Below are 12,270 nucleotides of genomic sequence, written 5' to 3'. Positions count from 1 at the left end.
CCACGCTCGAGCCTGGGCCTCGGCCTCCGCCCGGGCTTCGTCGCGCGCCGCGGCCTCGGCGTCCGCTCGCGCCTGCTCCTCCGCGCGAAGCGCGGCGTCCGCCCGAGCCTGCTCCTCCGCCTGTGTGCGAAGCTCTGCGTCCGCGCGCGCCTGCTCCTCCGCCTGTGTGCGAAGCTCCGCGTCAGTTTGTTGTTCCACCTGCGCGCGGTCGTCGGCGCCCTCCTGCGCCTGGGCGTCGGCCTCGGCCTGCAGCGCGTCCTTGCGCGTCAGCGGTGCGGGGATCGGGATGATTCCGGTGGTGTCACCCAGCAGCGGTCGCGGGGCGGGACGCTCCTCCTCGAACATCCCGAGCAGCGCCGCCAGCCCGTGGCCCTCGACGGGGCCGGTCACCGGCGACGCCACGTCCGAGGAGGTCTGCTCGGTGGGGGCCTGCGCTGCGGGCGTCTGGTCGGTGGGGGCCTGCGCGCCGGAGGTCTGCGAGGCCGAGGTCTGCCAGGCGGAGGCCTGCCCAGCAGAGGCCTGCCCGGCGGAGGCCTGGCCGCCGGAGGCCTGCCCGCCGGAGGCCTGCTCGCCGGAGGCCTGCTCGCCGGACGCCTGCCCGGCGGAGGCCTGCCCGGCGAGAGTCTGTTCGGTGGGCGCCTGCTCGGCGGGCGTCGGCTCGGACTCCACACCGGGAGGTTGCGGCATGCGCAGCGCAGCCACGAATCCGGTCGGCTCGAACGGCTCAGGCTGCTGAGCCGGCGGCGTCGACGGCGCCGGCGGCTGGGACTCCGCGGTCTCGGAGGCTGGCGTGACTGCGGGCTCGGCTGCCGGAGCCGGGATCACCGTCGGGGCCGTCGGCTCGACGAAATTCGAGCGGCGGACCGGAGCGGCGTCAGCCTCCTCGTCGACCTGCTCGTCGGCGCCCCCGTCCGGGGTATCGTACGGCAGCGGCGTCTCGCCACTGTCCGCCGGGGCGTCGCGGGAGGACAGGTTCCAGGTGAAGCCGGGGGCCGTCGGGGCCACAACGGGCGCGTCCGGAGCAGCGGGGGCGGGCTCGTCGGCGGATGCGGCAGGTTCGGGTTCCCGGAGGAGGTCCTCGAACGGGGAAGGTTCGGCGGGCCGCGCGCCGACCGGCGCAGCGGGCTCGAAAAGACCGGGAGACTCGACCTCGGCCTGCTCCTCGACCTCGGCCTCCACTTCCGGCTCCGGCTCCACCTCCGGCTCCGCGACCGGCGGCGTCACCGGGCGCCCACCGCTGAGCTGCGCGAGGAACCACTCCGAGCTGCCGACCTCCGGCTCCGTCGGCTCCCCCGCCGGGGGTTCGCGGTGTCCCGCCACTATTCCAGCCCCAGGTCCCCGAGGCCGATCGCCGCGAAGTACGGGTAGCCGGCGGACTCGATGACCTCGCGCGCGCCGGTGTTGCGGTCGACGACGACGGCGACGCCCGCGATCTCCGCTCCGACCTTCTTCAGCGCCTCGATGGCCTTGAGCGGGGAGCCGCCCGTGGTGGAGGTGTCCTCCAGCACGATGACGCGCTTGCCCTCGAGGTCGGGGCCCTCGACCTGCTTGCCGCGGCCGTGGTCCTTCGGCTCCTTGCGGACGACGAACGCGTCGTAGGCCAGGCCGCGCGCGGCGCCCTGGTGCAGGATGGCGGCCGCGACCGGGTCTGCGCCCATGGTCATCCCGCCGACGGCGACGACGTCCGGCACCTCCGCGATCAGGTCGAGCATGACCTGCCCGATCAGCGGCGCGACCCGGTGGTCCAGGCTGACCTTGCGCAGGTCGACGTAGTAGCTGGCCTTCTTCCCGCTGGTCAACGTGAAGTCGCCGTGGAAGACGGCCTCGGCCGAGATGAAGTCGATGAGCTGCTGTCGTGCGTCCGTCACGTCTGACATTCTACGGTTAACCCGCTCCCGGCAAGGCGGTCGGCGGTCCCCGATACGATCGGGGCATGCGCGTCGCCACCTGGAATGTGAACTCCATCCGCACCCGTGTCGCCCGGGTGGTGGACTGGATGGTCCGCGAGGACGTGGATGTGCTGGCCATGCAGGAGATCAAGTGCAAGCCGGAGCAGTTCCCGTACGAAGCGTTCGAGGCGGCGGGCTACGAAGTGGTCCTGCACGGCCTGAACCAGTGGAACGGCGTCGCGATCGCCGCCCGGCTGCCCATCGAGGACGTCGAGGTCGGCTTCCCGGACATGCCCGGTTTCCTCAAGGACCACGACGGCCCCGACCTGCCCAAGGAGGCCAGGGCGATCGGTGCGACGGTCGACGGCGTCCGGCTGTGGAGCCTCTACGTGCCGAACGGCCGCTCGCTCGACGACCCGCACTACGTCTACAAGCTCGACTGGCTTGCCGCCCTCGCCGCGGACACGCAGCGCTGGCTCGCGGACGACCCGGGACAGCAGCTCGCGCTGATGGGCGACTGGAACGTGGCCCCGCTCGACTCCGACGTGGGCGACCCGAGCCTCGTCCCGGGCGCTTCGACGCACATCTCGCCGCCGGAGCGCACCGCGTTCGCCGCGTTCGAGAAGGCCGGGCTCACCGACGTCGTGCGCCCGATCGTGCCGGACGGCTACACGTACTGGGACTACAAGCAGCTCCGCTTCCCCCGCAACGAGGGCCTCCGCATCGATTTCATCCTCGGTTCACCCGCGTTCGCCGAACGCGTCTCCGCGGCGAGCATCCACCGCAACGAGCGCAAGGGCGACGCCCCGAGCGACCACGTACCGGTGCTGGTGGAGCTGACGGACGCCGTCGTCGACGAGGACGACGACGACCGGCCGATGATCTGGTGAGGTCGCTCCGTCGGTCCGGCACGAGGCCCGTACCCGCTCTCTGAGAACTCTGCACCGTTCGTTACGCCGCGTTGCGCCCCCGCGAGCGGCCGCTGGGCCGCTGTCGGTAGCGTCGAAGGACCATGCCCTCCGTCGCCTCCTCGTCCGCGTACGCCGTCGACTTCGCCGGTGTCGGGCGGGCGTTCGCGGCGCCACGACGCCGCGGTGCCGAGCCTGCGGCGCGCACGGTCCTGCGGGATGTCTCGCTGAGCGTCGCCGCCGGGGAGGTCGTCGCCATCCTGGGCGCGAGCGGGTGCGGCAAGTCCACGCTGCTGCGGATCGCCGGCGGGCTCGACTCCCCGACGACCGGTGCGGCCCGGATCGACGGCTCTCCCGTCGCGGGCATCGACGCGCGCTGCGCCGTCGGGTTCCAGGAGCCTCGGCTGCTGCCGTGGCGGTCGCTCGCCGACAACGTCGCCCTGGGGCTGCCGCGCGGGCTCGACCGCGCCGAGGGGCGGGAGCGGGTGGCGCGGCTGCTCGCGCTCGTCGGGCTCGACGCATCGGCGGCGCTGCGGCCGAGGGAGGTCTCCGGCGGGATGGCGCAGCGCGCGTCGCTCGCGCGGGCGCTGGCGCGCAACCCCGGGGTGCTGCTGCTGGACGAGCCGTTCGGCGCGCTCGACGCGCTCACCCGGTTGCGGATGCAGGATCTCCTGCTCGACGTCCACGCCGCGAACCCGGCCACCATCCTCCTCGTCACGCACGATGTGGACGAGGCACTCCAGCTCGCAGACCGCGTCATCCTGCTGGGCCGCGAGGACGGCCGTGACGGCGCGACCATCCGTCGCGTCGTCACGGTCCCCGGCGGGCGCCCTCGGGACCGCGGCTCCGCGGCACTCGCCGAACTGCGCGCCGAGCTGCTCGACGGGCTCGGCATCGACAGGCACGGGAGGGCGCTCGACGACCGCCAGTCCTCCACAATCCCGGTCTTCCCCTATTGATCCACAGATTCACCGGATCGCGCCCGGCCCGTCGGCGCATCCGGGAGGCTCGAATCACAGCACGAGCCACCACCCCGCATCACCAGACACGAGAGGCACCCACCATGCACCGCAGACCCACGATCCTCACTGCCGCCGCGGCCGTCGCCGCCGCCGCCACCCTGCTGCTCTCGGGCTGCGTCGCGGGTGAAGGAGCTGCGTCCGGCTCCACGAGCACCGCGGGCGTCACCAAGGGCGGCACGCTCAACATCGACTTCGCCACCTACAACCCGCTCAGCCTCGTGATCAAGAAGGAGGGCTGGCTGGAGAAGGCACTCAAGAAGCAGGACATCACGGTCAACTGGGTGCAGTCGGCCGGGTCCAACAAGGCCAACGAGGCGCTCCGCTCCGGCGCCATCGACGTCGGCTCCACCGCCGGGTCCGCCGCGCTCCTCGCGCGTGCAAACGGCTCGGACATCAAGACGATCGACATCTTCTCGCAGCCCGAGTGGTCGGCCCTCGTCGTCGGCCCGAACTCCCCGATCACCTCGGTGAAGGAGCTCAAGGGCAAGCAGATCGCGGCCACCAAGGGCACCGATCCTTACTTCTTCCTGCTGCAGGCGCTGGAGGCCAACGGGCTGTCGGCGAGCGACGTCACCATCCAGAACCTCCAGCACGCCGACGGCTGGGCGGCGCTGCAGGGCGGCTCGGTCCAGGCCTGGAGCGGGCTCGACCCGATCATGGCCAACGCCGAGAAGTCGGGCGCGAAGCTGATCTACCGCAACGTGAAGTTCAACACGTACGGGTTCCTCAACGCGACGGAGTCCTTCCTCTCGTCCAAGCCGGATGTCGCGCAGACCGTCGTGAACACGTACGAGCACGCACGCGCCTGGGCGCTGAAGCACCCGGACGAGACGGCGAAGATCCTCGCGGACGTCGCCGGCATCGACCCGACCGTCGCGAGCACGGTCATCACCCAGCGCACGAACCTCGGCGTCTCGAACGTCCCGGGCGCCGCCCAGCTCACGGTGCTCAAGAAGGTCGGGCCGATCTTCGTGGCCTCCGGCGACGTGCGCACGCAGCCGGACATCGACAAGGCCCTCGACACGCTGCTCGACCCGGCGTTCGCCAAGAACGCCGACCCGAGCGCCATCGGCGGCTGAGCCCGGGATGAGCTTTCAGAACACGCCGGACGGCGACGGCCCGCTGATCGTGGTCGGGGGGCCCGGCGGCGGGCTCGCGGTCGCGCGGGAGACTCCTCGGGAGGCCGACCCGAGCGCCCCGTTCCTCTCCCGCCGGTGGGTGCGGGTGGTCGGCGGCGCGCTGATCCCGGTGGCGCTGCTGCTCGTCTGGCAGCTCGCCGCCACCTCCGGCGTGTTCTCCTCCTCCCAGCTCCCCGCACCCGCGATGGTCGTGGAGGCCGCGGTCGACCTGGCCCAGCGCGGCCTGCTCGGCCTGTACATCGCGATCTCCACCCAGCGGGTACTGATCGGGTTCGCCATCGGCGCCGCGCTCGGGCTGCTCTTCGGCGCCGTCGTCGGGCTCTCGCGGCTCGGCGATATCCTCTTCAGCCCGACGCTCGGCGCGATCCGCGCGGTTCCCTCGCTGGCCTGGGTCCCGCTGCTGATCCTCTGGTTCAAGATCGGCGAGGACTCCAAGATCATCCTCATCGCGATCGGGGCGTTCTTCCCGGTCTACACGACGGTCGCCGCCGCCCTCCGGCACGTCGACCGGCAGCTCGTGGAGGCCGGCCGGGCGTTCGGGCTCCGCGGCGTTCGGCTGTTCGGCACGGTCCAGCTGCCGTCGGTACTGCCCGCCGTCGTGTCCGGCCTGCGGCTGGCGCTGGCGCAGGCCTGGCTGTTCCTCGTCGCCGCCGAGCTGATCGCGTCGTCGATGGGGCTCGGCTTCCTGCTCAGCGACTCGCAGAACAACGGGCGCACCGACCGGCTCTTCCTCGCGATCATCCTGCTCGCCATCCTCGGCAAGCTGACCGACTCGCTGGTCGGGCTTTTCGAACGCTGGGCGAACCGGCGCTGGGGGTAGCGCTCCTCCCTCGGAACGTCCGCACTCCCACCATCTGGAGGGCCTGTCCACCCCTCGCGGGTCGGCTCGGCGCGGCCTAGCGTCGCCGCCGAATCCGAAATAGCGAGAGAGAGGACCGCCTCATGGCCACCGTGACCGAGAGCATCGACGTGGACGTGCCCGTCACGACCGCGTACAACCAGTGGACCCAGTTCGAGAGCTTCCCGGACTTCCTCGACCAGGTGGAGGAGATCCGCCAGCTCGATGAGACGACGAACCACTGGCGGGTGAGGATCGGCGGTGCGACGCGCGAGTTCGACACGGTCATCACCGAGCAGCACCCCGACGAGCGGGTCGCCTGGAAGAGCGTTGCCGGCGATGTCGTCCACGCCGGCGTCGTCACCTTCCACCGTCTCTCCGAGGCCAGCACGCGCGTGACCGTGCAGTTCGACTGGCAGCCCGGCGACGCCATGGAGAAGGTGGGCGCCGCACTCGGCGTGGACGACCGCGCCGTCGGCAAGGACCTGCGCAACTTCAAGGAGTTCATCGAGGCGCTGCCCGCCGAGACGGGAGCCTGGCGCGGCGACGTCGGCCGCGGAGGTGCCGCCTGATCGCCCGCGTCTGCTAGGTTCTCGACCAAGAATTTTACATCTGACCCGCTCGGCAACGCCGGGCGGGTCAGGGGTCGGGAGAGCGGGCGGTCACCATGGAGCCTGAGAAGCAGCCGCCGGATCGACGGTACGAGCGGGTGGTCATGCGGTTCGACGAGGCGCGCCGCCGATTCCGCGAGACGACGGTCCCGTTGGTCTGCACGAGCACGGAGACCCAGACCTTCCGATCGGCCGTGAGCGGCGCGATCGTGGGCGGCGTCGTGTTCAACGCCATCTCCGGGTCGCGGCACACCGTCGAGCAGCCCGAGCAGCATGGCGGCAGCGCGACCGGCGCCTACTCGATGATCCACGTCCAGCTCTCCGGCGAGACCGCGTTGACGCAGGACGGACGCTCTGCCGTCGTGCGGCCCGGCGACATCACCGCGTACTCCGCCTCGCGCCCGTTCCTGCTCGAGCACGGCGGCGAGAGCCTCATCGTGCGGATCCCGCACCGCGCGCTCCCGATCCCGACGAGCGCGGTCGACGACGTGACGGCGGTGCGATTCGAGCGCGAGCGTCCCCTCGTCGGCATCGTCCACCCGCTCGCCGTGCAACTCGGCCACACCGTCCACCGGCTCGAGGGGAGCGCGGGCAGCCGGCTCATCGAACACGCGGTCGGGATGCTCGGCGCGGTCGTTGTGGAGACGCTCCAGGAGACCGAGACCGCCGCCCGGCGATCCCAGCTCGACGGGGTCATGGACTACATCGAGCTGAACCTCTCGCGCCCGAACCTCTCGGTCGCGGAGATCGCGAGCGCGAACTTCATGTCCGCCCGCAAGCTGCACGCGCTGTTCGACGACCACGACAGCACCGTCGCGGCCTGGGTGCGGTCACGGCGGCTCGAACGGTGCCGCGCCGACCTCGCCGACTCTGAGTTCGCCGGCCTCCGGATCGGCGAGATCGCCGCGCGCTGGGGCTTCAAGGACGCCGCGCACTTCAGCCGCCTGTTCACAGACCGGTACGGGGCGCCGCCGCGCGCGTTCCGGGTCGCGGCGGCCGGGACGCAGGCGGGCGGCCGTGCGCACGGCCTCCGCAGAGTGCGCGAGCGGGTGGCGGGATCGACCCTCTTCCCACCACCCGCCGCCGCCCTGGGCTAGCCCCGGTCCGACCGCCCGCTGCGCGCGTGGGCCAAGGCGAGGCCGCCGCCGGTCAGGAACAGTGCGACGGCGAGCGCGCCCACCTTGCCGGCGCCGAGGAGGGGGTCGCCCGTGTTCGCGAGGGTGGCCCCTGACGCCGTCACTTCGGCACCCGGGTCGTCCGCGGGCGGGCCGTCGAGCGGGGGCACGACGATGTCCACGTCCGTGGCCTCGCACGCGTCGGCGGCGTCCGTCCCCGGATCGCCCTCGCAGACGCCCTCGGAGGTGATGGACGCCGTGTTCACGATGTCTGTACCGGGGACCACGTCGTCACGGACGGTCGCGGAGACCAGGATCTCCGTCGACTCGCCCGGGGCGAGCGCGCCCACCGCCCAGACGAGCGTCCCGTCCGGCGATACCCCGCTCGGGGAGGGCGCGGAGTCCACGAGCTCCAGGTGCTCGGGGAGAGTGTCCGTCACGACCACGTCAGGAGCCGGGATGTCCGACGAGTTGGCGGCGACGAGGACGTAGTCGAGCCGGTCGCCCGCGACCACGGCCGTCCGACCGTCGTCCTTCGCGATGGACACCGCGGGCAGGATCATCGGGTCGCTCGGCGGGTAGACCGGCGGGTCGACCGGCCCGAAGTCCTCGTCCACGGCGAGCTCGAACGCGCTCTCGAACACGTTCGAGAGGACGGTCTTGATCTGGTCGTTCGCGGCCCGCACGCCCGTTCCGAGGAACGGGCCGCCACCGAGTCCGTGCGCGAATGTCTTCCGGAAGCCGAGTGACAGCGGGCGGTCGACGGGCTTCTTCTTGGTGAGCTGGATGCTCCCGTCGGGGGACGTCGCGACCCCCAGGTAGTCGTCGTAGCCGGGCGTCGACCGGGCAGGGTCGACCTCCACGCTGAAGCCGGCGAGCGCGTCCGGATCGGAGAGGCTGACCCGCTCGCCGAACGAGACGGGGTCTGCGGTGAAGGTGGGCGCGGCGTCGAATCGTGCGACCTCCCTGTCGAGCTCGGCGAACTGTGGCGTGAGGTCGATGTCCGTGAGCGTCTGCGTGCCACCGCCCGGCGCGACGACGCGCTTGTCCACGGAGAAGTCGCGCAGCTCGAGGTGCGGCAGCGGCTGCGAGACGTTGTCGCGCGCGAACAGGTGCCAGGCGCTGATCTGCGCGGCGAGCATGACGTCGGACGCCTCCGCCGTGCGGAACGTCAGCGGCTGCGAGCCGTCCGTGGCGATCGTCAGCCCGCGCTGTGCGGCCAGCTGGAGGCCCGCGTTGAGCGTTCGCGAGATCCGGACGGCCGTCTCCTCCGGCACCAGCGTCGCCAGGTCGAAGTACTCGGAGCCGTCGGGCACGCGGTAGTCCACGTGCAGGACGTCGATGCACACCAGGATGCTGTCGGGGAGGTACGCGCCCGTCGCCGGGTCCCTGCCGAGGAAGTAGTAGGGCATACCGAAGACGGGCTCCCCGTTCGGCATCCTCAGGGCGGGGACGGGCAACCCCTCGTGGGCCTTCTCGATGCGCTCGACGTCCAGCCGGACGTGGCTGTAGAGGCCGCCGTAGAGCGTCGGCCTGGTGTCCCAATCGACGTCCGCGATCAGGCGGCCCTGGGCGGCCTCCGCGGGTGGCGCGGCGGCGGCCCACCCCGTCAGGGCGACTCCAAGTGCGACGGCGGCGGCGAGCGCCGGTCTGATCCGTGTTCCGATCCGTTTCATGTTGCAAACCCTTCGAACGAACGGGCCAGGTTTCGGCCCGCACGTTCAGGTTCGGCGACGGAGGCGGCGCAGCGGCGGCAGCCTGCACGGATATCCAAGGCAGGCGGCGAGACCGGCACGGATCGTCAAGTCGGCCGGCCCGCGGGCCTTCGGCCGGGCAGTCGCTCAGCGCCCGGTGAACTCGTCCATCGAGCTGTAGACGCCGAAGACCCGGCCGGCCAGGGCGTCCCAGGCGCGGGTGGGGAGGACGCCCTTCAGCGTCTTCGCCAGGCCGACCGACCACGGCAGCAGGAGCACGGGCTTGCCCGCCAGCATCGCCCGCCAGACCCGGTCGACGACGTACTCGGGGGTGAGAATCGGGGTGAGAAGCGGCCCGCGGGCGCCCTCGAACATCCCGGTGTCGATGTAGCTCGGCGCGACCGTCGTCACCTTGACGTGACCGTAGCCCTGCTGCTCCAGTTCGAGGCGGAGGCTGTCGCTCCAGCCGATGACCGCGGACTTGCTCGCCGCGTAGACGCTCATCCGCGGGTTGCCCAGCGTCCCGGCCGCGGAGGCGATGTTGACGATGCGCGCCTCGCGAGGGCTCGCGATCATCCCGTTCAGGAACTCCCGCGTGGTGTACATCGGCGCGAGCGCATTGACCTGCATCGTCGCGCGGGTGTCGTCGCCGTTGTCGTGTTCCCAGAAGAACTTGCCGCGCACGATGCCCGCGTTGTTGACGAGCACGTCCACGCCGCCCAGCTCCTTGCGCACGGACTGCGCGGCCTGGGCGATGCCGCCGAGCTCGCGGAGGTCGACGACGTACGGGTGGACGCTCGTGCCGGCGGCGGAGCCTCCCGCCGAACTCGGCGACCCGGCCGGAGCGCCCCACGCGGTGGCGGTGCGTCCCGCGAGGACCTCGCGACGGAGCTGGTCGGTGAGGCGGGTGAGGCCTTCCTCGTCACGATCCCAGAGCACGACGGCGCGGGCACCCTCCCGCACGGCGCGCTCGGCGTAGAGGCGGCCCATCCCGGAGGCCGCACCGGTGATCAGGACCCGTGCTCCTCGAACCGTTCTCGCCATTCGTCCATCATCCCAGGCCCGCGTCAGGTCCGGCGAGGCACGGACCGATACGCCGCCCGGGTGGTCGCGTCGAGGTGCTCCGTCGCGTAGGCGAGCATGGTGCGCGGCATCCGTGCGGCGTGCTCGTCCAGGAAGCCGAGCAGCAGCGCGCGGTCGACGCGCTTGCCGGTCTCGCGCAGCATCCACCCGACGGCCTTGTGCATGAGATCCTCCGGATCGTCGAGCAGTCGCGCCGCGAGCGCGAGCGTCGTGGACGCATCGCCCGCCTTGAGGAACGCGAACGTGGCGAGCACGGCGACACGGCGCTCCCACAGCACAGGGCTGGCGGCGAGCTCGTCCAGGATGCCGCGTGGACGGTCGAGGAGGAAGGCGCCGAGCACGTACTCCGCCGAGGCGTCCACGAGGTCCCAGTTGTTCACGCGGCCGTCGCGAACCGCCCGCAGGTAGAAGTCGGCCAGCCGCTCCCGCTCGGCGTCGTCGCGGGTCCGGGCGCGGCTCGCGCGCGCGAACGCGGCGTTCAGGACGATGAGGGCGGCGAGCCGGTGCTCGTGGACGGGGCTGTCCAGCAGAGCGCGCAGCTCGGGGAGCGGGAGCAAGGCGAACCGTTTGGCGACGGCGCGGGTCTGCGGGACCCGGACGCCGATGAAGACGTCGCCTTCGCCGTACTCGCCGCGGCCCGTTTTGAAGAAGCGCTGCAGGAAGACGGCGTCGTCCGGATCGGCGACGGCGGCGAGCGCGTCGCGGACGGCGTGCGCGGTCTGGGCGGGCGGGGTGGGCTGCTCGCTGGGCGCCGTGGTCACGAGAGCACTCTAGGCGTTCGCGGCTACCGCAGGTGCGTGCGGGTTCGCGGCTACCGAGGGGCGGCGGGGTTCGCGGGGCGCCCGGCATCCCGAATGTACGGGCGCCCCGCGAGCAGCCTCCCCCGGCTGCACCGGTCGGCGTCGTGCGGCGACCGGCATTAGGAGAGAGCGGTGCGATCGCCGGCCATGACGCGGCTCTCCGTAATTCGTCATGGAATCACCCGCGGGTGCTCTCTCAAACGCGCAGTCGTCGCCTCCCGCGGCGCCCACCAGTCCCGATCTGGAGAGCCATGTCCCGTCCTGCCCTCGACGCCACCGATCCGCCGTCCGACACCCAGCTCGTCGACCGCACCCGCGACGGCGACGAACGCGCCTACGCCGAGCTGTGGCACCGCCACTATCGCGCCGGGGTGACCGTCGCCCGCTCGTACACCGCCTCGTTCGATCCCGACGATCTGGTGTCGGAGGCGTTCATGCGGACGTTCGCGGCGATCGCGGACGGCGGAGGACCCACCTCCGGATTCCGGCCCTACCTGTTCGCGGTGATCCGGAACACCGCCGCGAGCTGGGGGCGACGGGCCAGCCGCGAGATCGCCGTCGAGCACGCCGAGGAGATCGAGGTCCCGCGGTTCGCGGAGGCGACGCTGCTCGCGGAGCTCGACCGGTCGCTCGCCGCCCGGGCCTTCCGTGCGCTCCCGCCTCGGTGGCAGGAGGTGCTCTGGTACACCGAGGTGGAGGCGCTGCCGCCGAGGGAGGTCGCGCCGCTGCTCGGGATGAGCCCGAACGCCGTCGCGGCGCTCGCGGCACGCGCACGGGAGGGCCTCCGCGCCTCCTGGATCCGGACGCACCTGCCGACGCTCCCCGCGGACTCGGAATGCCACTGGGCGATCGAGCACCTCGGGGTCGCGCTGCGCAAGCGGTTGGCGACAAGCGCGCGACGTCGCGTGGACGCGCATCTGGCGGAGTGCGACGACTGCCTCCTCGTCGCGGGGGAGGCGGCCAAGGCGAACACGCACATCGGGCTCGTCCTGCTCCCGCTCGCCGCGGGGATCGCGGGGGCGGCGGCGTATGCGGGCAGCTTGCGGAACGGCGGGCCGAACGGCGGGGCCGCCACAGGCTCAGCCTCCGCGGGGGCGGGCGGCTCGGGGCGCTGGGCGATGTCGAGCACATGGTCGGGGCCGGGCAGCGCGAGGCGCGGGGCGGCCGCCAG

General features: G+C 72.2%; 11 protein-coding genes and 1 pseudogene. 7 read left to right on the top strand and 5 right to left on the bottom strand.

The annotated features are described in order from the left end of the window. A pseudogene (locus tag AC3A3H_RS01295) lies at positions 1-1,320 on the bottom strand (hypothetical protein); the annotation flags it as partial. Next, positions 1,320-1,868, bottom strand: coding sequence for an orotate phosphoribosyltransferase (gene pyrE / locus AC3A3H_RS01290; RefSeq protein ID WP_487612728.1), 549 nt, complete (start codon positions 1,866-1,868; stop codon positions 1,320-1,322). The gene pyrE and the pseudogene AC3A3H_RS01295, both read right to left, overlap by 1 nt. A 65-nt stretch (positions 1,869-1,933) precedes the next feature. Between pyrE and AC3A3H_RS01285 the strand changes: the two genes are divergently transcribed. From AC3A3H_RS01285 to AC3A3H_RS01260, 6 genes are all read left to right on the top strand, one after another. After that, positions 1,934-2,779 carry an exodeoxyribonuclease III gene (locus AC3A3H_RS01285; protein WP_487612727.1) on the top strand — a complete coding sequence of 282 codons (846 nt, stop codon included), beginning with the start codon at positions 1,934-1,936 and terminating at the stop codon, positions 2,777-2,779. A gap of 122 nt (positions 2,780-2,901) precedes the next feature. Further along, entirely contained in the window at positions 2,902-3,756 is an 855-nt protein-coding gene (locus AC3A3H_RS01280; protein WP_487612726.1) for an ABC transporter ATP-binding protein, read from the top strand. A gap of 104 nt (positions 3,757-3,860) precedes the next feature. Then, complete coding sequence (locus AC3A3H_RS01275) at positions 3,861-4,898, top strand: aliphatic sulfonate ABC transporter substrate-binding protein (RefSeq protein ID WP_487612725.1); 1,038 nt, start codon at positions 3,861-3,863, stop codon at positions 4,896-4,898. 7 nt (positions 4,899-4,905) lie between these two features. After that, a complete protein-coding gene (locus AC3A3H_RS01270) occupies positions 4,906-5,778 on the top strand; it encodes an ABC transporter permease (protein ID WP_487612724.1) in 873 nt (290 codons plus the stop codon). A 122-nt stretch (positions 5,779-5,900) separates the two neighbouring features. Next, positions 5,901-6,368: an SRPBCC family protein gene (locus tag AC3A3H_RS01265; RefSeq protein ID WP_487612723.1), complete on the top strand. Its 468-nt coding sequence runs from the start codon at positions 5,901-5,903 to the stop codon at positions 6,366-6,368. Between the two features lie 95 nt (positions 6,369-6,463). Beyond that, positions 6,464-7,504, top strand: coding sequence for a helix-turn-helix domain-containing protein (locus tag AC3A3H_RS01260; RefSeq protein ID WP_487612722.1), 1,041 nt, complete (start codon positions 6,464-6,466; stop codon positions 7,502-7,504). Here the strand turns inward: AC3A3H_RS01260 and AC3A3H_RS01255 are convergent. From AC3A3H_RS01255 to AC3A3H_RS01245, 3 genes are all read right to left on the bottom strand, one after another. After that, complete coding sequence (locus tag AC3A3H_RS01255; RefSeq protein WP_487612721.1) at positions 7,501-9,198, bottom strand: DUF11 domain-containing protein; 1,698 nt, start codon at positions 9,196-9,198, stop codon at positions 7,501-7,503. The genes AC3A3H_RS01260 and AC3A3H_RS01255 overlap by 4 nt on opposite strands. 165 nt (positions 9,199-9,363) lie before the next feature. Beyond that, positions 9,364-10,260: an SDR family oxidoreductase gene (locus AC3A3H_RS01250; protein WP_487612720.1), complete on the bottom strand. Its 897-nt coding sequence runs from the start codon at positions 10,258-10,260 to the stop codon at positions 9,364-9,366. Between the two features lie 23 nt (positions 10,261-10,283). Then, complete coding sequence (locus tag AC3A3H_RS01245; RefSeq protein WP_487612719.1) at positions 10,284-11,060, bottom strand: DNA alkylation repair protein; 777 nt, start codon at positions 11,058-11,060, stop codon at positions 10,284-10,286. Between the two features lie 290 nt (positions 11,061-11,350). On the opposite strand from AC3A3H_RS01245, the gene AC3A3H_RS01240 reads away from it, so the two are divergent. Then, on the top strand, positions 11,351-12,270 hold a 920-nt coding region (locus AC3A3H_RS01240; protein ID WP_487612718.1), incomplete at its 3' end, for a sigma-70 family RNA polymerase sigma factor.

The organism is Leifsonia sp. Soil_N53 (assembly GCF_057655165.1).
This window is presented reverse-complemented; position numbering and strand designations above follow the sequence as displayed.